Annotated in this window: 26 protein-coding genes; 1 reads left to right on the forward strand and 25 read right to left on the reverse strand. The window is 47.6% G+C overall.

The genetic code is table 11. From position 1 onward, the window contains the following. The 23 genes from qcrB to prsW all read right to left on the reverse strand — a co-directional run bounded on the left by qcrB (window position 1) and on the right by prsW (window position 18,852). On the reverse strand, window positions 1–672 hold the full coding sequence (gene qcrB, locus KNQ08_RS06510) for a menaquinol-cytochrome c reductase cytochrome b subunit (protein ID WP_012370658.1): 672 nt from the start codon (window positions 670–672) through the stop codon (window positions 1–3). Window positions 673–675: 3 nt separating this feature from the next. Next, complete coding sequence (locus tag KNQ08_RS06515; protein WP_023468631.1) at window positions 676–1,182, reverse strand: ubiquinol-cytochrome c reductase iron-sulfur subunit; 507 nt, start codon at window positions 1,180–1,182, stop codon at window positions 676–678. 104 nt (window positions 1,183–1,286) lie between these two features. Next, a complete protein-coding gene (locus KNQ08_RS06520) occupies window positions 1,287–1,727 on the reverse strand; it encodes a DUF2487 family protein (RefSeq protein WP_023468632.1) in 441 nt (146 codons plus the stop codon). Window positions 1,728–1,908: 181 nt separating this feature from the next. Then, window positions 1,909–2,439, reverse strand: a complete 531-nt coding sequence (locus KNQ08_RS06525) for a ReoY family proteolytic degradation factor (RefSeq protein WP_214723550.1) — start codon at window positions 2,437–2,439, stop codon at window positions 1,909–1,911. Between the two features lie 28 nt (window positions 2,440–2,467). Further along, the gene (locus KNQ08_RS06530; RefSeq protein WP_214723552.1) at window positions 2,468–3,730 is read right to left on the reverse strand and encodes a tetratricopeptide repeat protein; all 1,263 of its coding nucleotides are present in this window, start codon (window positions 3,728–3,730) and stop codon (window positions 2,468–2,470) included. Window positions 3,731–3,765: 35 nt separating this feature from the next. Next, window positions 3,766–5,022: a 3-phosphoshikimate 1-carboxyvinyltransferase gene (gene aroA / locus KNQ08_RS06535; protein ID WP_214723554.1), complete on the reverse strand. Its 1,257-nt coding sequence runs from the start codon at window positions 5,020–5,022 to the stop codon at window positions 3,766–3,768. Next, window positions 5,013–6,074: a 3-dehydroquinate synthase gene (gene aroB / locus KNQ08_RS06540; protein WP_214770646.1), complete on the reverse strand. Its 1,062-nt coding sequence runs from the start codon at window positions 6,072–6,074 to the stop codon at window positions 5,013–5,015. Before aroB ends, aroA begins: the two co-directional genes overlap by 10 nt. After that, window positions 6,071–7,225, reverse strand: coding sequence for a chorismate synthase (gene aroC, locus KNQ08_RS06545; RefSeq protein WP_214723558.1), 1,155 nt, complete (start codon window positions 7,223–7,225; stop codon window positions 6,071–6,073). The genes aroB and aroC overlap by 4 nt, the downstream gene beginning before the upstream one ends. A gap of 19 nt (window positions 7,226–7,244) precedes the next feature. Then, window positions 7,245–8,021: a CheR family methyltransferase gene (locus KNQ08_RS06550; RefSeq protein WP_023468638.1), complete on the reverse strand. Its 777-nt coding sequence runs from the start codon at window positions 8,019–8,021 to the stop codon at window positions 7,245–7,247. Window positions 8,022–8,213: 192 nt separating this feature from the next. Next, window positions 8,214–8,630 carry a nucleoside-diphosphate kinase gene (ndk, locus tag KNQ08_RS06555; RefSeq protein WP_058704890.1) on the reverse strand — a complete coding sequence of 139 codons (417 nt, stop codon included), beginning with the start codon at window positions 8,628–8,630 and terminating at the stop codon, window positions 8,214–8,216. Window positions 8,631–8,723: 93 nt separating this feature from the next. After that, window positions 8,724–9,686 (reverse strand): polyprenyl synthetase family protein, encoded by a 963-nt coding sequence (locus tag KNQ08_RS06560; RefSeq protein WP_023468640.1) that lies wholly within the window; start codon window positions 9,684–9,686, stop codon window positions 8,724–8,726. 1 nt (window position 9,687) lies between these two features. Beyond that, on the reverse strand, window positions 9,688–10,395 hold the full coding sequence (locus KNQ08_RS06565) for a demethylmenaquinone methyltransferase (protein WP_023468641.1): 708 nt from the start codon (window positions 10,393–10,395) through the stop codon (window positions 9,688–9,690). A 22-nt stretch (window positions 10,396–10,417) separates the two neighbouring features. Then, window positions 10,418–10,996 (reverse strand): heptaprenyl diphosphate synthase component 1, encoded by a 579-nt coding sequence (locus KNQ08_RS06570; RefSeq protein WP_023468642.1) that lies wholly within the window; start codon window positions 10,994–10,996, stop codon window positions 10,418–10,420. A gap of 140 nt (window positions 10,997–11,136) precedes the next feature. Beyond that, on the reverse strand, window positions 11,137–11,409 hold the full coding sequence (locus KNQ08_RS06575; protein WP_012370671.1) for an HU family DNA-binding protein: 273 nt from the start codon (window positions 11,407–11,409) through the stop codon (window positions 11,137–11,139). A gap of 85 nt (window positions 11,410–11,494) precedes the next feature. Further along, window positions 11,495–12,229, reverse strand: coding sequence for a hypothetical protein (locus KNQ08_RS06580; protein WP_029342012.1), 735 nt, complete (start codon window positions 12,227–12,229; stop codon window positions 11,495–11,497). Beyond that, window positions 12,226–12,402: a DUF2768 domain-containing protein gene (locus KNQ08_RS06585; protein WP_034786022.1), complete on the reverse strand. Its 177-nt coding sequence runs from the start codon at window positions 12,400–12,402 to the stop codon at window positions 12,226–12,228. The genes KNQ08_RS06580 and KNQ08_RS06585 overlap by 4 nt, the downstream gene beginning before the upstream one ends. A gap of 39 nt (window positions 12,403–12,441) precedes the next feature. Further along, complete coding sequence (locus KNQ08_RS06590; protein ID WP_058704888.1) at window positions 12,442–13,467, reverse strand: NAD(P)H-dependent glycerol-3-phosphate dehydrogenase; 1,026 nt, start codon at window positions 13,465–13,467, stop codon at window positions 12,442–12,444. Window positions 13,468–13,481: 14 nt separating this feature from the next. Next, a complete protein-coding gene (der, locus tag KNQ08_RS06595; RefSeq protein WP_029342014.1) occupies window positions 13,482–14,792 on the reverse strand; it encodes a ribosome biogenesis GTPase Der in 1,311 nt (436 codons plus the stop codon). A gap of 123 nt (window positions 14,793–14,915) precedes the next feature. After that, on the reverse strand, window positions 14,916–16,049 hold the full coding sequence (gene rpsA, locus KNQ08_RS06600; protein WP_050677442.1) for a 30S ribosomal protein S1: 1,134 nt from the start codon (window positions 16,047–16,049) through the stop codon (window positions 14,916–14,918). 102 nt (window positions 16,050–16,151) lie between these two features. After that, a complete protein-coding gene (locus KNQ08_RS06605; RefSeq protein ID WP_214723560.1) occupies window positions 16,152–16,751 on the reverse strand; it encodes a lysophospholipid acyltransferase family protein in 600 nt (199 codons plus the stop codon). Further along, window positions 16,748–17,422 carry a (d)CMP kinase gene (cmk, locus tag KNQ08_RS06610; protein ID WP_214723562.1) on the reverse strand — a complete coding sequence of 225 codons (675 nt, stop codon included), beginning with the start codon at window positions 17,420–17,422 and terminating at the stop codon, window positions 16,748–16,750. Before cmk ends, KNQ08_RS06605 begins: the two co-directional genes overlap by 4 nt. A 76-nt stretch (window positions 17,423–17,498) precedes the next feature. Then, a complete protein-coding gene (locus tag KNQ08_RS06615) occupies window positions 17,499–18,155 on the reverse strand; it encodes a flagellar brake protein (protein WP_214723564.1) in 657 nt (218 codons plus the stop codon). Window positions 18,156–18,174: 19 nt separating this feature from the next. Beyond that, entirely contained in the window at window positions 18,175–18,852 is a 678-nt protein-coding gene (gene prsW / locus KNQ08_RS06620) for a glutamic-type intramembrane protease PrsW (protein ID WP_023468651.1), read from the reverse strand. 168 nt (window positions 18,853–19,020) lie between these two features. On the opposite strand from prsW, the gene KNQ08_RS06625 reads away from it, so the two are divergent. Continuing rightward, window positions 19,021–19,989, forward strand: a complete 969-nt coding sequence (locus KNQ08_RS06625; RefSeq protein ID WP_214723566.1) for an asparaginase — start codon at window positions 19,021–19,023, stop codon at window positions 19,987–19,989. A gap of 53 nt (window positions 19,990–20,042) precedes the next feature. Here KNQ08_RS06625 and KNQ08_RS06630 read toward each other — a convergent pair whose 3' ends face one another. Together KNQ08_RS06630 and KNQ08_RS06635 are read right to left on the reverse strand one after the other, a co-directional pair. Next, on the reverse strand, window positions 20,043–21,032 hold the full coding sequence (locus KNQ08_RS06630; RefSeq protein WP_214723568.1) for a YpdA family putative bacillithiol disulfide reductase: 990 nt from the start codon (window positions 21,030–21,032) through the stop codon (window positions 20,043–20,045). A gap of 121 nt (window positions 21,033–21,153) precedes the next feature. After that, entirely contained in the window at window positions 21,154–22,419 is a 1,266-nt protein-coding gene (locus KNQ08_RS06635) for a Glu/Leu/Phe/Val family dehydrogenase (protein ID WP_023468654.1), read from the reverse strand. Window positions 22,420–22,487: the final 68 nt, after the last annotated feature.

A 22,487-nucleotide genomic window follows, 5' to 3' on the forward strand; every position in this document is an offset into this window, starting at 1 on the left:
TTAAAGTGGTCCAGAGATCCCTTGTTTACGGATCATCATGAAGTGGGCCCCGAGCAAGACGAACAATGCTGCAGGAAGGAAGAAGACGTGAATCGCAAAGAATCGAGCGATTGTACTTGCGCCGACGATTTCTCCACCCGCAAGGAGGGTCTTCGCGATACCACCGATGACCGGAATACTTTCAGCAATCTGAATCGTAACTTTTGTCGCGAACAACGCTTTCATGTCCCAAGGCAATAGGTATCCTGTCAGACCGAGAGCTAAGACGACGAAGAACAAGAGAACTCCGACGACCCAGTTCAATTCACGTGGTTTCTTGTATGAACCAGTGAAGAAGACACGTAATGTATGTAGGAACAACATTACGATAACGACCGACGCACCCCAGTGGTGCATACCACGAACGATTTGTCCGTGTGCGACTTCATTTTGAAGATAGTAGACGGACGCGTGTGCGTTGATGATGTCCGGTACATAATACATCGTCAAGAACATCCCCGAAAGAATCTGAATGACGATCGTAAAGAACGTCAATCCGCCAAAACAATAAACGAAAGCTGAAAAGTTATGTGCCGGGTTGACGTGCTCCGGTACTTCATGGTCGGCGATATCTCGCCAGAGCGGCGTAATGTCAACGCGCTCATCGATCCAATCATAGATTTTTTGCATCATCGCTTACGCACCTCTTTCGACTGGTTTACCAAGGTAGAGGAAACCATCTTTCTGCTGCATTTCATAACCATCGAGTGGTTTCGTCGGAGGCGTTCCTGGAACGTTGACGCCATCCTTCGTGTACCGACCGAAGTGACATGGGCAATAGAATTGCTCCGGGTGCGTCGGATCTGAACCGAAGCTGACTTGGCAACCTAAGTGTTTACAAATTGGTGAGAGGGCTAAAATTTCTCCCTTATCATCTTTGAACACCCAAGCTGACAACGTTTCTTCGAACTCATACCATGCATCTTGCGTTTGTTTCTTGAAGTCGACCCGTTTTGGTTCTGTCGTGATATCCGACAACTTCATTACTTTTACTTTATCGCCTGCTCCTGATTTCTTCAGGACTGGATCAACTGCGAAGTTGACCATCGGCATGACCATCGTCGCCGCCATGAAACCGCCGACGCCTGTCAATGTATACGTCAAGAACTGACGACGTGTTACGTTAGACCCGTTTTGAGCCATCTCGATCCCCCCTTGTGATGTACGCTGTGCCCCAAGACGACAGTACTTCACACAAATTTCTCACATGGTAATAGTATCTTAATAAAATCATTGCGTCAACCGCTTCATAGCGCGGTCCAACGGTTTCCTAACTGTTCGAGAACTTGTCCTACAAAATTCCCGACCATCTGACCTTGTTGGTCACGACTCATCGTCTCAAGAGCTAGACGTGGCACGTAGATAATCTCTTCGGCGGCAGTCTCCTTCCACCTTAAATCAGCAGTGATGAAGGTGATGAAACGGAATTGCCCGGAAGCAGCCGCTTGACGCCATCCTTCCAACTGTTCGATCGACGGTGCATCGATATAGGTCAGAGCAGGAACGAGCAACGCCCGTCCGGATAGCTGGCGTTCGACTTCGGACGCCACCGTCAATGTCATGTCTGCGCATTCCGCGTAAGCATGCATCGCCTCATCGAAACCGACCGGAAGCAAAGGCACGATCAGCGTATCGATGTACGCTTGCTCGCTTCGTGTCCGCTGTACGTCGGATGGTTTGAAACGCAAGTCATTTCCCCCTTTCTTCGTACTTACAATTCGTCACATTTAATGTATCATATCCGCATTTCCTCCTACTCTCTTAATGTGAACGTTTTATGAAATTCCACTCTATTTTTCTTCATATTTTGCACAAATCTTCACATACGAAAGGACCCTACTACCTCTGCTGGGCAATAGAGTCCTTCTGTTAAGGAAGTTGACTTCGAACGAGCCGTAACTGTTCGGAAAGAGAGTGGAATCGATGTTGATCGCGTGCATCCAGCGCTTCATCAATCAAGCGGACTAAACGTTCTTCTTCCTGCCGATTGACCGTGACCGCGATGAAATGTGTCGCTTCATCTGCTAAGCGCGGTTCAACAGCAACTTCTGGGCGAAACGGATTTTCTTCTAGTAAAGACAAATACTCGTCATCCATCATCATACCTTGGAAGTTCAACTCGATATAGACATCTTCCGAGGTCAGGCGGATGTCATGATACGCTTTTTCTGGATCTAACGTCGTGACATCCCCTTTTTTGAAGAGAAACGGTTCCGCATCGAATCCGTATGTCGTCATGATGATTGCCTTCGGAGCGAAGGTCGCATTTTGGACGAAGTGTACTTGCTCGAGTTTTGCCTCATTACGCAGCCAATAATCGATGATCCATTTCGCTTCCCGTCGCTTTAACGTGTAATAGGTCAAGATGCGGCGTAAGAATCGCTGCTTTCTCTCTATCATCTCAATCCTACTCCCTTCTCCCGTGAAGTCATCCATCCATTCGTTCAACATAGTCGACGAGTTCGTTATCTTCTGGTGTCAACTTAGCAGCGCGGCGGAGAAGACGTTGTCCCTCTTCACGCCGTCCTTCCTCGACGAGTGCGAATCCATACTCTTTCAAGAAGAGCGCATCTTCCGTGAATGCACCTTCGACTATCGCATAATTCTCCATCGCTTGTGTGTATTCCTCTAAGGCATACAAAGCGCGTGCCCGGTACCATGTTAGAATCGGAGCCGTGACGTGTTCTTCAATGGCAGAGATCGTCTCGATCATCGCTTCGTGGTCCTCGTCTTCAGCAAGTAACGACAGCAAACGTTCCGCTGCGACGATCGATTCCGGATTCAAGGCAAGCGCCTCACGTAGCGCTTGGACGCTTCCAGCGCGATCGCCGAGTTTTAGAAGGAACAAGGCTTCCATCGTCCGCAACTCATCATTGTAATCGTCGCGCTCCATTCCTTGTTTGATGACGTTCAGTGCTTCTTTTGTCAAACCAAGTTCGGCTTGGCTTTCCGCATATGGTACGTACGCCGACGTATAGTCAGGATCCTGTGCAATCAATTGCTGGAATGTCTCGACCGCTTTTTGATGTTGACCGACACGGTGAGCCGTCATCGCAAGACCAAACAGCGTATGCAGGTCGGAACGTTCTGCGACAGCACGTTCGTACAGTGGAATCGCATCTTCAAATTGTCCTGTCATCGCGAGTGATTCCGCGTAAAGGGCATCGAGCGGCAATTCAGCACGTAACTCTGGTCGCTCCGCGATTTCGGCGAATAACGGTACCGCCTGATCAAACGCACCAAGCGTCATGTAGAGCTCAGCCAAACCGTATGCTAGTAACGGTTCGTCCGGTGCAAGGTTACGCGCTTCCTTCAACTTCGCTAACGCTACTTCGTCAAGACCTTGCGACTGATAGAGGTCAGCGAGTAATACGAGAGAACGTGGACCATATTCCGTGTCCATTGTGTCGACCTGTTCGAGGACGGAGATCGCTTCTTCTTCGCGATCCAAATCGATATAACATTCTGCTAGTAACAAGGCTACTCCCGCGTTACCCGCATATTCGACGTAAAGCGGCGCCAAGAGATCGACCGCTCGGTCAGACAAACCGAGTTCGATATAGAGATCGGCAACAGCGAGGCGGTCCTCATCCGTTCCTGTCTTTTCGAGTTTTTCTAATGCTGCTAACGCTTCTGAGGTGTGACCATGTTCTAATTCTTCGATGATGCCATTCAATAGTTGTTCATTCAAGGCAAACGCCCCACTTTCTGTCATCCGCCTATTGCTTACTCAGATTGGTCGGATTGAAGTTTCTTTAAATCATCATAGAACGTTGGGTAGCTGACTTCAACTACTTCGCGTCCATGAACCATAATTTCTGGATTGATCGTCGCCGCGATCGTCAACATCATCGCGAGCCGGTGATCACCTGCACTGTCGACTTCCGCTGCTTGCAGAGGTGTCGGTCCTTCGATGATCATGCCGTCATCCGTTGCCTCGATGTTCGCTCCAAGACGCTGTAATGCCGTCACGACGGTCTCGATCCGATCCGTTTCCTTGACACGAAGCTCTTGTGCATCACGAATGATTGTTCGTCCTTCAGCTTGCGTCGCAAGCAAAGCGAGTAACGGAATCTCATCAATCAAGGATGGAATCTGATCACCTTCGACCGTGATTGCTTGTAACGATGTCGTCTCGACGGTCACATCTGCCGTCTCCTCTCCACCGTCTTCTGAACGATGATTGATTTCGACACTTGCACCCATCTGGCGTAACGTCTGTAAAAAACCAATCCGTGTCGGATTCATCAAGACGTGGGTCGTCGTGATGCGACTATCCTGCCCGATTGCTGCTGCCGTCCACCAAAACGCTGCTGACGATGGATCGCCTGGAATGTCGAGTGACGTTGCTTGTAAGCGTACAGGACCTTGAACACGAATGTGCCGACCATCCTCACGTTCATCGATCGCTACGTCAACACCGAACTGCGGCAACATCCGTTCCGTATGGTCGCGTGACAGGATCGGCTCGATGACTGTCGTCTCACCCGTCGCATGCAGACCTGCGAGCAACACGGCACTTTTCACTTGTGCACTTGCGACTGGCAACGTATACGTCGTTCCGACAAGCGGCGTTCCTGTGATGTGAAGCGGCGCCGTCTCACCTGTGATGTTCGCTCCGAATAAGGCAAGCGGTTCCGTGATCCGTTTCATCGGACGTCTACGCAAGGAAGCGTCGCCATCGAGTGCATACGTCGCTTGACCGCCTGCTAGGATACCGCTCAAGAGACGAATCGTCGTTCCCGAGTTTCCGCAATCGATCGTTGCTTCTTGGAATGTATCCGTTCCGGTGATCCGAATTTCCTCTGGTGTTCGATCGATCTGTGCACCGAGCGCCTGCATCGCTTCTAGTGAAGCAAGACAATCGGCCCCTTCAAGTGCGTTTCTGACACGTGTCGTTCCCTCGGCGATTCCGCCGAACAGGAAAGCACGGTGCGTCATTGATTTATCGCCAGGTACTTGTACTGTTCCTCTTAAGCCCATTCTAGACACCTCACTGTTTGATTGAATGCTTGACGCAATCGTTCTTCGCTGATCGCTTCTAAAATGAAGCGCCCTTCTTTTTCAAGGACGAATCGAATCGTTGCTTGGTGGTTCTTCTTGTCGCGACGCATCAGTTCAAGGTAGGTCTTAAACGATTGTCGATCCGGTAATTCCGTTCCAAGACGATGGAGCAATTGCCCAAGCTGCTTCGCCTGTTCGTCATTTCCTTCCAAGAACTTGACGAAGACGAGTCCGATCCCTACTGCCTCGCCATGCGCAAGACCAGGACTCGCATATTCAACGGCATGACCGAATGTATGTCCATAGTTCAAAAAGGCACGCATCCCTTGCTCCGTCTCATCTTGTTCGACGATATCCCGTTTCACATTGATCCCCCGTGCGAGCCAGTCTTCCAAATCGAGTCCTTTGACAGCATCCAGCGAAATATCGAGTAACGAATCCGCAAATGATGGTCGCGCAAGGAACCCATGCTTGACTAACTCAAAGAAGCCACTTCGCCATTCCCGGTCTGGTAATGTCTGAAGGAGCATTAAATCATACACGACACCACTTGGCTGATAAAATGCACCGACTAAGTTTTTACCGAGGGAGAGGTTGAGACCAACCTTTCCACCAACACTTGAATCGTGCGCTAACAGTGTCGTTGGAATTTGAATGAACGGGATGCCGCGCAAAAAGGTTGCCGCGACGAATCCCGCTAAATCACCAATCATTCCACCGCCAAACGCAAGGATCAGGCTATGACGTGTCATCCCATACCGAACCCCTTCTTCGAGTAGAGCGCCATAAACGGCAAGCGACTTACTGTGCTCCCCAGGCGCAACAGTGCTGATATGAACGTCGATCGACGGCGATGCATCCGCTAACGCATCCTGCAATCGATCCATCTGCAAGTGATGTACCGTTTCATCCGTGATGACCCAGATGCGGTCCGCCTCGTTCAGCGCTGAAAGATGCGATAACCGGGCTAATGCCCCATTTCCGATAAGTACTGGATATGACGTGTTCAACCGGATATCAAATTCGATCAAAACGTCCGAACCTCCTCTTTATAAGCGGCGACGGCAGCCTGAAGACGATCGAGTGTCGATGTCCCGAACATTTCAAGGATAGCGACCGCAATCTCAAATGCGACGACGGCTTCTAGAACAACCGATGCGGCTGGAACGGCACAGGCATCACTTCGCTCGATTTGTGCCGTGAATGCTTCCTTCGTCTCGATATCGACTGATTGCAGTGGACGATAGAGCGTCGGAATCGGCTTCATCGCAATTTGGACGCGAATCGGCATGCCTGTCGACATCCCGCCTTCGATTCCGCCTAGATGGTTCGTCCGCCGATGATAGCCGGATGTATCATGAACGATTTCATCTTGGACGGTACTCCCCTTGCGACGACCAAGTTCATATCCGTCACCAAAACCGACTGATTTCATCGCATTGACGCTAATGACAGCTTGTGCAATCCGGCTGTCGAGCTTTAGATCGTTTTGGGTGAAGGACCCGACGCCTGGCATCATGCCTGTCACGACGACTTCGATTTCACCGCCGAGTGTATCCCCTTCTTTTTTGGCCGCATCAATTTCCTCCATCATCCGTTGTCCCGCTTGTTCGTCAGCACATCGAACGGGTGAAGCGTCAATCGTTTCCTTATGTTCGACGGGATCCTTCCACGGTGCATCGATGCCACCGATCGACCGTACGTGCGAGAACACTTCAATCCCGAGTTCATTCAGTAATTGTTTAGCGAAGGCGCCGACGGCAACACGTGCTGCCGTCTCACGAGCGGAAGAACGTTCTAGTACATCGCGTAAATCGCGATGACCGTACTTCAATCCACCAACGAGATCCGCATGTCCAGGACGTGGACGCGTCAACGTCCGCGGGCGCTCCAACTGTTCTTCGAGCGGTTCCGCTTGCATGACTTGTGTCCAGTGCGTATGATCCTTATTCTCGATGAACAAACTGATTGGTGATCCCGTCGTATATCCATGACGAATCCCACCACGTGCATCAATTTGATCCTGTTCGATTTGCATGCGTCGTCCGCGTCCGTATCCGCCTTGGCGACGTGTCATTTCACGCTGGATGGCTTCGAAATCAATCGTGAGTCCTGCTGGCATCCCATCGATGATGACGGTCAACCCTTTTCCGTGTGATTCTCCTGCTGTCATGTAACGCATTCGCTTCATCCCTTCCTGTTTAACCGATTTTTTCGTAAAAGAAGCTCTGTTTCATCTTTAATCCAAACCGTTCGGGCTGGAAAATTTGTTCCGTTCCACCAACGAATAGGATTCCGCCTGGCTTTAAGGCCTCGACGAACGAACGATAGACGTGTGCTTTTGCTTCTTCTGTAAAATAAATCAGCACGTTGCGGCAGATGATTAAATCAAACCCTGTATCGTACCGGTCTCCTAACAGATTATGTTTACTGAAACGAACGAGTCGTTTGATTTCTGGAACGACTTCGAACGTTTGCTCTTGCTCGATGAAATATTTCTTTTTACGCGCTTCGACGACTTCATTTAATGCAGAAGCTCCATATCGACCAAGCTTGGCTTTTTCAAGAACGAGTTCATCCAAATCCGTTGCTTGAATCGTAAAGGCGGATGGATCGAGCCGTTCACTTAAAATCATCGCGAGAGAGTATGGTTCTTCTCCGGTCGAACAAGCTGCGCTCCACGTCCGGATTCGTCCATGTGCTCGCGACTCTAGGATCGGTAAAATATCTTGTTCCAATTGTTGCCAACGAATCGGATTACGGAAAAATTCACTGACATTGATCGTCATCCGGTCTAAAAACTCGTCGTATAACGATGTGTCCTTATCCATTGCCTGCATATAAGAAGCAAATGTACTATATCCTTTTTTGTCACGTAACGCCGTCAATCGCCGCTTCATCTGTGCTTCTTTATACTGACCGAGATCAATCCCTGATTTGGTCTTGAATCGTTGAATAAAAAGTTCATAATCTTCCAATTGGCACACCTCGCTCACTCTCGATATCGAATGGTCATTTCCATGACCGGTTCAACTTATTTTCTATAGTAGCATAAAGCTATAGGCATTCCAAAAAGCAATTAGACAATTGGGTCATTCCGTTTTACAAGAACACGACAAAAGGGATTCGATCAAATCGAATCCCTTCCCCGTTGTCTTTCTATTCATGTATTACGCGTTGACTGGTTGTCCTTGAAACCAGAGGGCAAGCTCACGCTCCGCACTCTCGACACTATCCGAACCATGGATGACGTTCTCGCTCATCGTGTTCGCGAAATCACCACGGATCGTTCCAGGTGCTGCTTCAAGTGGTTTTGTTTTCCCAATCATCAAACGCGAGACGGCGACGACGTCTGTACCCTCGACACGAAGTGCAACGACAGGACCCGATGTGAGGAAAGTGACCAACTCTCCAAAGAACGGTTTCTCCGCATGCTCTTCGTAATGTGCTTTTGCTAGCTCTTCTGTGACGTTCATCATTTTCATTTCACGAATGATGAATCCTTTGCGTTCGATCCGTCCAATGATTTCCCCAATCAATCCACGTTCTACGCCATCCGGTTTGACCATCAAAAATGTCTGTTCCATCTCTAGTTCCCCCTATGAAATGCTTTTAGAAAAGCGCTTACATAGTCAGTTTACTGGCTTTTGAGAAGAACAGCAAGAAATTTTTGACAATCTTTATCCTTTTCGTTTTCCAACGTAGCGTGCGACTTCTTCAAGCGATCGTTTAGCAGAAGATTTAGGTAATGGTTCGAGACGTTTGATGGCACGATGGATATAATGATCGACTGTTTGTTGCGTTCGTTCAAGAGCTCCCGAAGTTTGAAGAAACGATAATAAGGGTGCGACTTCTTCATGTGTTGGCATACTCTCGATTTTTGAAAGACGTTCATAAAAGACAGCATCTTCTGCACCATAAAAGACAGGTAACGTTTTGTGTCCATGACGCAAATCCTCTGCTACTGGCTTACCAAGTTCTGTGCGATTCGCTGTGAAATCAAGCAAATCGTCAGCAATTTGAAAAGCAAGTCCGATATCTCGTCCAAACAACCGTAACGCTTTCGTATCGGCTGCAGAACAGTTCGCAACAATTGCACCCAGGTGACAACTCGCTTCGATGAGAATAGCTGTTTTTCGTTCAATCCGTTTGATGTAGCGTTTAATTGACTGTTCCCAATCATATTGGTCATAGATTTGTTCAATCTCACCTTCGCAAATTTCACGCATCGTATGGACCATCACCTGGACAAGTTCCGGCTTTCCAACTTCACCAATCAATCGAATCGCCTCACCGAACAGATAATTCCCGGAATACAGCGCTACTTCTTCATCAAAGTATTGCATGACAGTCGGTTTCCCTCGTCGTAGTTCCGCGTCATCAATGACATCGTCATGAACGAGTGATGCCATATGGACGAGCTCAAGACTGGCCGCCACACGAATCAGCTCATCCCGATCTGCTTCACCGAATTTAGACGCTAACAATACGAATGCCGGTCGAATCCGTTTTCCACCAGCCTTCAACAGTTGCTTTCCAGCCGCATCGATCGTTGGTTCCTCAGAAGCGATATGACTGATCAGAAAACGATCGACTAAATTAACTTCCTTCGTGACATCACGGTATATGGAATGCAGTGACATCTCACCACTTCTTCCCAAGGTGCATCGCAGCAGCCCCACCCGCGAATGCCTTGACTTCCACTTGCATGAAGCCTGCCTGTTCGAAGAGTTGTTTCAGTTCGACGCGGTCGAGGAACACTTCCGTCGATTCTTGTAGCCAGTTGTATTGATCGTATGATTTCGCAAGCAATCGCCCGACTTGTGGCATGATTTTTCCGAAATACAATGAATATGCTTCGCGGAAAATCGGTGCCGTCGGTTGACTCGTCTCGAGACAGACGACCGTTCCACCTGGTTTTAAGACACGATGCATCTCTTTGATGACCTGTAGATAATCCGGTACGTTTCGTAGACCAAAACCAATCGTCACATAATCGAACGAGTTATCACCGAACGGTAGATCCATCGCATTTCCGTGAATCAATTCGATGTTTTTCATATCGAGCGCTTCTACCTTCTCCACGCCGACTCTTAGCATGTTTTCTGAAAAATCAAGTCCTTTGATGACACCTGTCGGACCGGCTGCTTTCGCTAGTTGAATCGTCCAGTCCGCTGTCCCACAACAAAGATCGAGACATTTAGCGCCCGGGAAGACTTGCATCCGGCGCATCGTCTCGCGTCTCCATAGTTTATGCAGTCGGAAGCTGATGACTGAATTCATTTGATCATAGTTCGTTGATATCGATTGAAACACTTCATATACTTTTTTTTCTTTATCTTTTGCCTGCACACCGCTCACCCTTTCCAAGATCTCATGCTACCGCCATCTGCTCGAGATGCGATAACAGTAATTTCTGTGCGACCAGATCCAATTGTTCTGCCTGTTGTTGAATGATCTGCCGCCCCTGTCGTGTCAGCCATTCTCGTTTCGTGATTGCCGCGAGTCCTTGCATTAATCCGAACTCTGCTGTTAACCATAAGAGAACCCGTTCTTCCGTCGATGCATAATTCATTTCGTGAAGGGCACACTTTGCCTCGTTGACCCGTTGAATCGTCCGTCCGAGTGAAACGAGAATCTCTTTTGGTAACCCAGCTAGCTGTTCGAAAAAGTAGCTCGAGAATAAATCCCCTGCTAATACAAGCAACTGTCGCTCCTTCGAACCGCGTAGCGTTTCATTGACACGCTCATGCAGACGTAGCGCTACTTGTGCGAAATGAATCGCTTTGACGAGTGCTTCCGTATCCAGCGTGTCATGTTGAGCGACATCAATCAACCAACTGATCTGTTCACGATCGATGGAAGGGAAATCCACATGTCGAGCCAATCGTGTCGTTTGTTTAGTGGTGAGTGCAGTGATGATTTCATCCACGCGCAGCTCATGTTGTTCCATGCTTTTACCCCCCGATCTCCAGTGCCATCTCGTTGATGGACGTTCTTCTTTTTTAATATACCATAATCGGCGGGCTTTCACGCTTCTGAATGTCCACAAAAAAGCCGCCCGAGAAAATCTCGGGCGACTATGTAGCCGGATTACTTCACAGCATCTTTCAATGCTTTACCTGGTTTGAAGGCAGGTACTTTGCTTGCTGGAATCTCGATATCTTCTTTCGTACGTGGGTTGCGACCTTTACGGGCTGCACGCTCACGGACTTCGAAGTTACCAAATCCAATCAATTGGACTTTCTCTCCAGACTGAAGTGTCTCAGTGATCGATTCGAATGTTGATTCAACAACTTTCGTCACGTCTTTTTTTGTAAGACCTGATTTTTCGACGACTGCTTGAATGAGTTCAGTTTTGTTCATTACTTTCACCCCCTCCCAATCACTTCTTCGAGGGTAATCATACCCCATAAACGTTGCTATTACAACATTTTCGTGTAAATAACGTTCAATTTTCAGATTCTTCGCTCGATTCCTCTGAAAACACAGGTTCGCCTTTTTCGTTTATCGTGTAGCTTTGAGAATAGGCAGGAACAAAAGGTTGATCTTCATAGAGCAAATACCGAATATCCTGACCGACTTTCGGCTTTTTCTTCGCAGTTTGAACAGCTTTCTTCAACTCAGGTAAATAGTTGATGAAGAGGCGTCCTTGACCATCGACATAGATCGACAACTTTTCATCTGAATACGGACTTGGGACAGTCGGTTCTTTTTTGATGAATAGTTTTTTATAGTCAAGCGTAAACTGGTTTTTTCCGAACGATCCTTTAAACGGATACTTTTCGTTCTTCTTCCGATACGCATCAATCCGAACTTGGAGCTTCTGTAACTCTTCTGCAACAAGTAAATCCATCAACTTAACAGTCGGTTTCGTGTCGACATCGACTAACAGATAGATGAATGTTCCTCCACCTTCAAAACTGTTCGATGGTGGATCACTCATATAACGCGGAATGAGCCGCCCTAATTCGATTTGATAACGCTCCATGAGCGGAGTATCTGCTTCCATCGTCTTGATGGGCAAAACACCCGTGTCTTTTTGATACGCATCGACAGCATCCTGTACGGTACGCAACTGTTGCGGATACGGTACGCGGTTCGACGGTTTCTGACTGTCTGGAAACAGACAACCCGATAACAACGTCACCGGAATGAGCATGAGGATCACGAACCACTTCTTCATGCGCTTGGCCCCGCCATGACAATGAATACCATGATGATCGACGCAACGATGAAACATACGAATGCCAAAGTCGATACGAGAACCTGCCATATCCCCTTCAACTTCGTCCGACTGACCGTGACCAGCAAGACACTGATCGCAAAGAGTCCAATGCCAGCGAACGAGATCCACATTTTTATTAATCCTGGACTCAAGGTTTCCACCCCACTCCGTTAATCTTTCGTCGTGAAGAGATGCTCGATCTCATTTTTCTGTGGTCGTTGCATCAACTTTTTGACTTCTTCTTCCGGTGTATGACCGTCAAAGAGAACATGGTAGAGGGCGGAAGTGATTGGGAGTTCACACTGTTTCGTCTCCGCCAAATCATATGCCGCTTGAGTCGCGCGAACACCTTCGACGACCATTCCCATGTTTTCTAGAACCGTCTCTAATTTTTCACCGCGACCGATGGCATTCCCCGCACGCCAATTTCGACTATGAACCGATGTACAAGTAACGATCAAGTCACCCATTCCTGTCAATCCAGTGAACGTCATCGGGTTAGCTCCAAGCATCGTACCGAGACGTGCGATTTCGACCATTCCACGCGTAATCAATGCTGCTTTGGCATTGTCCCCGTAACCGAGACCATCCGTCATACCTGCGGCAAGCGCAATGATATTTTTGAGCGCCCCACCGAGCTCAGCTCCAATGATATCCGCATTCAGATAGACGCGAAAGTTTTCATTCGTAAACAGCTCCTGCACACGACCAGCCTCTTCTAAATCATCCGATGCGATGGTCACTGTCGTTGGTTTACGTAACGCGACCTCTTCAGCATGCGATGGACCCGTCAAGACACAAACCGCTTTGCGTTTCGCAGGATCGACCTCTGCTTCGATTAATTCTGACAACCGAAGATGGGTCTTTGGCTCGATTCCTTTTGACGCATGAATCAGAACGACTGGTTCCGTCAACAATTCATTCAATTGTCGGGAAACCGAACGAATCGCAGAGGACGGTGTGACGATCAAGATATGTGTTGCGCCTTCAACCGCCACTTTAAGATCCGTCGTCGCCTTCAATGATTGTGGTAACATGACACCCGGCAAAAATTGCGCGTTTTCATGATGTTCATTGATGCGGTCGACAGTTGTTTGTTCACGACCGTAAAGCATGACTTCCTGATCATTATCGGCTAGGACGAGCGAGAGCGCCGTTCCCCAGCTTCCCGCTCCGATGACAGCGATTTTGGTCATACTGACTCACCCCATTATTGTTTTTGACGAGCTAAAATCCGGATTGGTGTACCTGTAAAATCAAATGCTTCCCGAATCCGATTCTCAAGATATCGTTTATAAGAGAAGTGCAGCAATTCTGGATCATTGACGAACAAGACGAACGTTGGCGGACGTGAGGCGACTTGAGTCGCGTAGTTGATCCGAAGACGAACGCCTTTATCCGTCGGCGCTGGGTTCATCGCGACAGCGTCAACGATGACATCGTTCAAGACGCTTGTCTGAATCCGTTGTGCATGGCTGTGCGCTGCTTGTTGAATGACCGGTAGCAACGTCTGCAAACGACGTTTTGTTTTCGCTGAGACGAAGACGATGGGTGCATAGTCAAGGAAACGGAATTCTTCCCGAATCTCTTCTTGCATCTTTTTCATCGTCTTATCATCTTTTTCGACAGCATCCCATTTATTGACGACAATGATGACCGCGCGACCTGCTTCGTGAGCATATCCCGCCACTTTTTTATCTTGCTCGATAATGCCTTCTTCGCCATCAAGCACGACACAGACGACATCTGCCCGTTCGATTGCTTTTTGAGCACGCATGACGCTGAAACGTTCTGTTGATTCATAGACTTTCCCGCGTTTTCGCATCCCGGCCGTATCGATGATGACGTATTCTTGCTCATCTCGCGTAAACGGTGTATCGATCGCATCGCGTGTAGTACCAGCGATGTTTGAAACGATGACACGTTCTTCACCGAGAATCGAGTTCGTCATACTTGATTTCCCGACGTTCGGACGACCAATCAAGGCAAACTTGATCGTGCTTTCGTCATATTCTAATTCTTCTTTATCTGGTGCGAGTTCAAGGACACGGTCGAGTAAGTCACCTAGACCAAGACCATGTGTACCAGAAATCGGGAACAAGTCTCCGAATCCAAGGGAGTAAAATTCATACATTAAATCACGCATTTCAAAGTTATCGACTTTGTTGACAGCTACGACGACTGGTTTGTTCGAACGGAATAACATGTTCGCGACTTCCTCATCCGCTGCTGTGATTCCTTCGCGTCCGTTCACCATGAAAATGATGACATCCGCTTCATCAATGGCGAGCTCCGCCTGATGACGCATCATTTGAAGTAGGGGCTCATCCCCGACTTCGATTCCACCTGTATCAATCAAATGAAAATGACGATTCAGCCATTCTCCAGTTCCGTAAATACGGTCGCGGGTAACGCCTGGCTTGTCTTCTACGATTGAAACCCGATCTCCAATCACCCGGTTAAAAATCGTCGACTTTCCGATATTTGGGCGACCTACGATCGCCACGACTGGAATTGCCATCCCAACACCTTCTTTCTCTTCTCTCGCTTCATAGCCGTTCTATTGTATCAAATCAAACTGTCATATACCATAACAAACCGCATATAAAAAGCGGACACGCTTGTGTCCGCTTTGTGTCATTGCTTATTCTTTCTTATCAGAATCGTCCTCAGTCAAGTCAGCGACCGAGAATCCTTCTGATTGATTCGTATAATCCGAATAATCGTCAGCGGATGATTCTTCCTCTTCAAGGACACGTGTTGATAGCGAAATCTTATGCTCATCAAGACGTACTTCAAGTACCTTTGCCTCGATTTCCTGTCCTTCTTCGAGTACTTCCGAAGGTGAACCGATGTGACGGTTCGCGATTTGCGAAATGTGCAAAAGTCCTTCTACTTGCGGCGCAAGTTCGATGAAAGCACCGAATTGGACGAGACGGCGTACACGTCCTTTGACGATATCGCCAGCTTCGATCTTCCCTTCCATCTGTTGCCATGGACCAGGTTGTGTTTCCTTGATCGATAACTTAACCTTTTCCGTATCACGGTCGACACCAAGTACTTTGACTTCGACTTTTTGACCTTCCGTGACGATATCCGAAGGACGTTCGACACGGTGGTGTGCCATCTCCGAAATATGAACGAGACCGTCAACGCCACCGATATCAACGAAAGCACCAAAGTCCGTTAAACGTTGGACTGTACCTTCGAGGATTTGACCTACTTCTAAATTTTCGAGTGTCTCTTTTTTCTTCGCGTTCAATTCGCCTTCAACGACGGCTTTGTGCGAGAGAATGACACGGTTCTTCTCTTGATCGAGTTCAACGACCTTGACTTCGATCGAACGACCAATGTAATCCGAGAAATCCTCGACATAATGCCGTTCGACGAGTGACGCCGGAATGAATCCGCGGACACCGATATCAACGACGAGTCCACCTTTGACGATGTCTTTGACGACAACTTCAAAGATCTCACCTGATTTATACTTCTCTTCTACTTGCTCCCACGCTTTGAGCGCGTCGATTTCTCGTTTCGAGACGACGACCTCTTCATCCGTGATTTTCTTGACCTTCACTTGTAGTTCATCTCCGACGTTCAGCACGCCGCGAATATCATCGAGATGAAGACTCGATACTTCGCTGATCGGTAAGATGGCTTCTGTTTTATATCCGATATCAATGAGTGCTTGCTTGTCTTCAATTTTCACGACCATTCCGGTAACTACCTGGTCCCGATGAATTTCAAAATCAGGCATATCTTTCATTTCTTCGACCATTCCAAAACAACCTCCTCACGATGAGTACAAGAAACGCCTGACATATGTCAATGCGTTTATCCTGCTTCTAACTTCTTACAATTCTGACTATTTGTCAAGGTATTAAGCGTGATTGAAGTAGACGGATTTGATTTCGTCCATGATTCGGTCAGAAATCGATTTCGCTGCGCCGCGTTGGTCACGTAAATCCGAAATATCAACCGGTTTTCCGATCGCAACGTGCATCCGTTTGAACGGACGGTATGATCCGATGATGGCAATCGGTAAAATCTGCGCATTCGATCGTAAGGCAAAGAACCCGACCCCTGGTTGTGCTGCTGTAAATTCACCTGGCGCAGATCGCGTTCCTTCTGGGAAAATACCGACCGTCTCATCTGAATTCAATAGTTCAATCGTCCGTTTCAAGGCTTGACGATCTCCTTGACCGCGACCGACAGGGTATGTTCCTGCCGCAATCATTAATTGTTTTAAGGCAGGAACTTTGAACAGTTCTTCTTTTGCCATGTAACGTACCGCACGTTTTGGCGGAATCGCACTGACGAGGAAGACCGGGTCCCAGTTCGAACTGTGATTGGCACAGACGAGTAAGGAACCGTCTTTTGGAATGTTCTCCTGCCCCGTTACCTTCACTCGAAAGACTGTTTTGGCAATGACCCAAACGACGAACCGCGCAATCCGGTAAACGGTATCTTGACGTTTCATTTTAAAACACCTTCCGTTAGTTCCATCAAACGGACGACGACATCATCAATCGTCATCTCTGTCGTATCGAGATAAAGCGCATCGTCAGCTTGGCGCAATGGTGAGACTTCACGCTCACTGTCTCGTTTATCACGTAACGCGATCTCTTCTTGAAGAATCGTGATGTCACTGTCCATCCCACGCGCGATATTTTCGCGGTGTCTTCGAGCTGCACGCTCTTCCACAGTTGCCGTCAAAAAGACTTTTAATTCTGCATCCGGCAATACGACTGTGCCGATATCACGTCCATCCATGACGATCCCACCGCGTTCAGCTAATTTCCGCTGTGCCGTGACGAGCGCAGCCCGAACTTCTTTTTGGCGAGCGACGAACGAGACATTATTCGTGATTTCGATCGAGCGAATCGCATCCGTCACTTCGCGATCACCAATAAAGACACGTTGCCCGTTTTCACCTGGTGTTAAACGAATATCAAGCGATTTCATCAATTCGCCGAGCACTTCACCATTGTTGAGGTCAAGCGATTGTTCTAGTGCTGCCAGTGTGACGGCCCGGTACATCGCTCCTGTATCGATATATACATAGTCAAGGCGCGCTGCCAATTGTTTTGCGATCGTACTTTTTCCAGCACCCGCTGGTCCATCTAAAGCGATTTGAATCTTTTTCATCATCCATCCAATCCTTCCATCTTCCCTATGATTGATAGGGATTCATTCTTCCGAACGTTATCATAGCAAAAAAATGCGGTTAGGTGAATGGATTCATGCCCCTTCTTGAACTTTTCATTTGCATTTGATAACAGTGACGCAATACAAGTTCACGACTTCTGTCGGGAATCATCGTAAATTGAAATGCTAATTCATATCGTTCTTCGCGCCGATCAACTCGGACGAGTTCAGCGATGACATCTAACGTACTCGATATGCCCTCACTTGTAGGCAAAATGAATGTCATTTCCACCTCTTCCTCTTTTTGAACCGGTAATTGATCCGACAAGATCATCATCCCTCCAGCCGATAGATCGAGCGTCACCGTTGTAAACGGCTCGAACTGCGTTTTATGAGGGTGTACAGCAACATCGAGTATTTGCGGTACTCGGACGAACTGACGTCGTTGGATGCGTTCGATTTGATCATCCTTCGGTCGTTTCAAAGCATATCGTTGACCGCGAAGTGGATCATTTTGTCGTTCAACGACGACCGTATCAAATCCAAATAATTTGCCCTTCTCCTTAAAGAAATAAAATGAAACTTCTTCTTGCTCTGACAAGATGAATGTTTTGAGTGTCGCGACCTCACTCGGTGCTTCAATCCAAATCAATCGATTCGTCACAGCCGTCACCTTTGAGCGACCTTGTCGATCCTCACTATTCGAAAGCATTACCAAATCCCCGATTTCCATCATACTACTTCGCTCCTACTCTCTATTCGATGCCATCTGAATGTTGTTTTTTTCGTTTAAATCGCCGATTTAAACGATTGGCACCTCGTACTTGAAATAATCCAATCGTCCATAGGATGACCATGAAGACGATCGGCAAAAAAGATATACCACCATTTTCCAATATTAACAAATTAAATAAGATATGCGCAAATACCGGAAGCGCAATCGAGAGCGACAACCAGCGATAAGGATGAGGCGAGAATTTCGCCATCCCCATGAAGAATCCCATGATGACCGCAAACAAAGCATGACCAGATACGGGTAAGAGTGCCCGAAACAGCATATGTTCGACTGTTCCATTCACCATCAGATATAAGATATTCTCAAGCGTTGCGAACCCAAGTGAACAGGCTACCGCATAGATGATCCCGTCGTAATAATCATTAAACCGTTGATGGATATAGACCGTATAAAAGACGACAAACCATTTGGCGAATTCTTCCGTAACAGCTGTTCGAATCAACTGCACCTCTTCACGCCCACCAAATTCGGTCTGGACGATATAGTCGATGAACATCAAGGGAAAGACGAGTAAAATACCGAAAATGAAACTTCGAAGGATATAGCCGACTGGCTCCGATTCATGTTCGTGACGTAGATAAAAATAAGTTAGGAGTGCGATGCCTGGGGCAACTCCGGAGAAAACGATTTGAACCACGCTTCCTCTCCCCCTTTCTTCCTCATTTATAAGAATAAAGGTTTCTTGGAAAAAAGAAAACGTCCTCGTTGTTTCAAGAGGGAAAAAGGTTACAATATGGGAGAACGAATCGAATCCGTCATAGAAAGTAGGTGAAGGTCTTCTGTCTGTAGACAAGGACCCTTTAGCATGAAATCATTATTACTCATTCATACGGGTGGAACGATCGCCATGGCACAGGATCATTCTGGTCATGTCTTACCAAACGATATCAATCCACTCGACGCTTCACTCCCGCGTGCAACAGATATTGCCAACATTACGACGCGTCACTTCGCAAACTTACCTTCTCCGCATATGACACCTGACATCATGTTGCGTCTAGCCCATTTCATCGAGAGTGAGCTCAAGAAGGAACATTACGACGGCGTCGTCATCACTCACGGAACGGACACACTGGAAGAGACGGCTTATTTCTTACATTTGACGCTTGGTGCACCTGTTCCGATCGTTTTGACAGGAGCCATGCGTTCTTCTAATGAGGTCGGATCCGATGGTGAGTTTAATCTGATTACGGCACTTCGTGTCGCTGTCAGTGAAGCTGCGCACGGAAAAGGTGTCCTCGTCGTCTTCAACGGGGAAATCCATTCGGCATTCAACGTCACAAAAACGCACACGTCATCCGTCGATACATTCAAATCCGTTCATTTCGGAAATCTTGGGATGGTAACGAAGGATCATGTCTACTTATTCAATACACCGCTCTTGAAACAAACACATATGGTGACTTCGCTCTCAAAACGGGTCGCCGTTCTTAAAGTCTATGCCGGTATGGAACCCGACCTATTACTTGCTGTGAAACAACTCGGTTATGATGGACTCGTCCTTGAAGTCCTCGGTCAAGGAAATGTACCACCAAGTATCGTGGATGCCATCGCTGAATTGATTACCGTCATGCCGATCGTCATCGTCAGCCGTTGCTTCAACGGAATCGTTCAAGACGTCTACGGATATACGGGTGGTGGACAACAATTAAAAGAACTCGGCGTCATTTTCTCGAATGGACTGAATTCACAAAAAGCGCGGCTTAAACTGATGGTCGAACTCGAAATCGATGCTTCACAACTAGAACTCGAAGAATCATTCCGCGTTGAATAAATGAAAAAAACCTCTTGATCCGGAAATTCATCTTCCAAATCAAGAGGTTTTGTTTAGGCTTGTATCGATGCACCACGTAGCCGTTCAACGAGATGGTTGGCAATGTTTGCACCGTGAAAACGTCCATTTTCAATAAATATTTTATTGGCATCATATCCTGCTGCGACGACACCTGCGATGTAGATGCCCGGGACATTCGATTCCATCGTCTCTTCGTCGTGACTTGGAATACCTGTTTTACGATCAATCGTAATGCCTGTGTCAGCGAACAATCCGACATCGGGTGTGTAACCTGTCATCGCAAAAACAAAATCAGCACGGACGGTCTGTTTATCTCCATCTATTTGATAAACCACCTCTTGCTCCGTAATTTCTTCGATTGACGCTCCAAAAATCATCTTGACCTTTTCCGAACGAACGAGAGATTCGAAGTTCGGCAACACCCATGGTTTGATGGATGGACTATACTCCGGTCCACGGTAAAGGACGGTCACACGTGCTCCCGCTTTTTCAAGTTCAATCGCTGCATCAACGCTCGAATTTTTCCCACCGATAACGACGACATCTTGATCAAAATACGGATGTCCTTCCGTAAAGTAGTGCGAGACATGAGGTAATTCCTCTCCAGGAACATCCATTCGGTTCGGTAAACCATAATAACCTGTCGCAAGCACGACGGAGCGAGCTTCTCGGCTTCTTTTTTCCCCGGAACGCTCCGAGTGGATGATAAAATGATCCGCTTGACGTTCAATCCGCTCGACCGTCTCAAACGGACGAATCGTCAATTGTTTTCGTTTGACGACTTCTCGATAATAGACGAGCGCGTCGAGACGTCGCGGTTTTAATTCTTTATTGATGAACGGTACACCACCAATTTCTAACTTCTCACTACTTGAAAAGAACGTTTGATGCGTCGGATAACGATAAATCGCTTCGACGATATTTCCCTTTTCGAGCACTTCGACGTCTAGTCCCCGATCTTGCATTTCGATCGCTGCCGATAACCCACACGGTCCTGCACCGATTACGATACAATCTAACATTCGAATATCTCCTCTTCCGGTTGCTTTTTTTATATCTTAGCAAATCTCTACCATAGACGAAAGAAATTGCAATGCAAAACGCCCGCTCTTCGCAAAGAAGAAGCGGACGTTCATTATCATATTAGACCCAACCACGGAAACGAGATGCTTCCGCCATCTTCCGGACACCTACCATATAAGCGGCAAGTCGCATGTCGACATTACGCGTCTGCGCTGTCTGATAGACTTGGTTGAACGAGTTCACGAGTACTTTTTCAAGTTTCTCGTGTACTTCCTCTTCCGTCCAGTAATACCCTTGGTTGTTTTGGACCCATTCGAAGTAAGAAACCGTTACGCCACCACTCGAAGCAAGAACATCCGGAACGATCAGGATGTCACGTTCAGCGAGAATTTTCGTCGCCTCGTTCGTCGTCGGACCGTTAGCCGCTTCAACGACGATCGCTGCTTTGATATCGTGCGCATTGTCTTCTGTGATTTGATTCTCGATTGCTGCCGGAACAAGAATATCACATTCAAGTTCAAGCAATTCTTTATTCGAGATCGTATTTTTGAACAATGTCGTCACGGTACCGAACGAGTCACGACGGTCGAGTAGGTATGGAATATCGAGACCGTTTGGATCATGGAGTGCTCCGTACGCATCGCTGATCGCGATGACTTTTGCACCTAAATCATACATGAATTTCGATAAGAAACTTCCGGCGTTGCCGAATCCTTGAACGACGACACGTGCGCCTTCGAGCGAGATACCCTTTTTAGCAGCCGCTTCCCGAATCATGATTGCGACACCTTTCGCCGTCGCTGTCTCACGCCCGTGTGAGCCACCGAGGACGAGCGGTTTCCCTGTAATGAAACCAGGTGAGTTGAATTCATCGATTCGACTGTATTCATCCATCATCCATGCCATGATTTGCGAGTTCGTGAAGACGTCAGGTGCTGGAATATCCTTCGTCGGTCCAACGATTTGACTGATAGCACGGACATATCCACGGCTGAGACGTTCGATTTCACGGAAGCTCATCTCACGTGGATCACAGATGATTCCGCCTTTACCGCCGCCGTATGGTAAGTCAACGATACCTGCCTTCAGACTCATCCAGACGGATAATGCTTTGACTTCAACTTCCGTCACGTTCGGGTGGAAGCGAATTCCACCTTTCGTTGGTCCAACGGCATCGTTATGTTGCGCACGATATCCTGTGAAGATTTTCGTCGAACCATCATCCATCCGTACCGGAATCCGGACTGTCAACATCCGGAGTGGTTCTTTAAGTAATTCGTACATCTCGTCTGGATAACCAAGTTTCCCTAGTGCCTCCTTGACGATTTCTTGTGTCGCTTCCAGTACGTTCTTGCGGTGATTCGCATGTTGTTGGTCAGTGATCATTCCAACGTTCCTCCCCATAAGTGGCATCCCCTATGCCGTTTCCTTGTTCGGATAAAGTATACTCTTTT

This window comes from Exiguobacterium sp. s46 (genome assembly GCF_018618875.1).
GTDB classification, from domain to species: domain Bacteria; phylum Bacillota; class Bacilli; order Exiguobacteriales; family Exiguobacteriaceae; genus Exiguobacterium_A; species Exiguobacterium_A abrahamii.

Bases quoted from the DNA above. Each gene is read 5' to 3' on its own strand.
- qcrB (WP_012370658.1), bottom strand. From the start codon at position 672: ATGATGCAAAAAATCTATGATTGGATCGATGAGCGCGTTGACATTACG.
- KNQ08_RS06515 (WP_023468631.1), bottom strand. From the start codon at position 1,182: ATGGCTCAAAACGGGTCTAACGTAACACGTCGTCAGTTCTTGACGTAT.
- KNQ08_RS06525 (WP_214723550.1), bottom strand. From the start codon at position 2,439: ATGATAGAGAGAAAGCAGCGATTCTTACGCCGCATCTTGACCTATTAC.
- aroA (WP_214723554.1), bottom strand. From the start codon at position 5,022: ATGGGCTTAAGAGGAACAGTACAAGTACCTGGCGATAAATCAATGACG.
- aroC (WP_214723558.1), bottom strand. From the start codon at position 7,225: ATGCGTTACATGACAGCAGGAGAATCACACGGAAAAGGGTTGACCGTC.
- ndk (WP_058704890.1), bottom strand. From the start codon at position 8,630: ATGGAACAGACATTTTTGATGGTCAAACCGGATGGCGTAGAACGTGGA.
- KNQ08_RS06560 (WP_023468640.1), bottom strand. From the start codon at position 9,686: ATGTCACTGCATTCCATATACCGTGATGTCACGAAGGAAGTTAATTTA.
- KNQ08_RS06570 (WP_023468642.1), bottom strand. From the start codon at position 10,996: ATGGAACAACATGAGCTGCGCGTGGATGAAATCATCACTGCACTCACC.
- KNQ08_RS06575 (WP_012370671.1), bottom strand. From the start codon at position 11,409: ATGAACAAAACTGAACTCATTCAAGCAGTCGTCGAAAAATCAGGTCTT.
- KNQ08_RS06580 (WP_029342012.1), bottom strand. From the start codon at position 12,229: ATGAAGAAGTGGTTCGTGATCCTCATGCTCATTCCGGTGACGTTGTTA.
- KNQ08_RS06585 (WP_034786022.1), bottom strand. From the start codon at position 12,402: ATGTGGATCTCGTTCGCTGGCATTGGACTCTTTGCGATCAGTGTCTTG.
- KNQ08_RS06590 (WP_058704888.1), bottom strand. From the start codon at position 13,467: ATGACCAAAATCGCTGTCATCGGAGCGGGAAGCTGGGGAACGGCGCTC.
- der (WP_029342014.1), bottom strand. From the start codon at position 14,792: ATGGCAATTCCAGTCGTGGCGATCGTAGGTCGCCCAAATATCGGAAAG.
- rpsA (WP_050677442.1), bottom strand. From the start codon at position 16,049: ATGGTCGAAGAAATGAAAGATATGCCTGATTTTGAAATTCATCGGGAC.
- KNQ08_RS06605 (WP_214723560.1), bottom strand. From the start codon at position 16,751: ATGAAACGTCAAGATACCGTTTACCGGATTGCGCGGTTCGTCGTTTGG.
- cmk (WP_214723562.1), bottom strand. From the start codon at position 17,422: ATGATGAAAAAGATTCAAATCGCTTTAGATGGACCAGCGGGTGCTGGA.
- KNQ08_RS06615 (WP_214723564.1), bottom strand. From the start codon at position 18,155: ATGATGGAAATCGGGGATTTGGTAATGCTTTCGAATAGTGAGGATCGA.
- KNQ08_RS06625 (WP_214723566.1), top strand. From the start codon at position 19,021: ATGAAATCATTATTACTCATTCATACGGGTGGAACGATCGCCATGGCA.
- KNQ08_RS06630 (WP_214723568.1), bottom strand. From the start codon at position 21,032: ATGTTAGATTGTATCGTAATCGGTGCAGGACCGTGTGGGTTATCGGCA.
- KNQ08_RS06635 (WP_023468654.1), bottom strand. From the start codon at position 22,419: ATGATCACTGACCAACAACATGCGAATCACCGCAAGAACGTACTGGAA.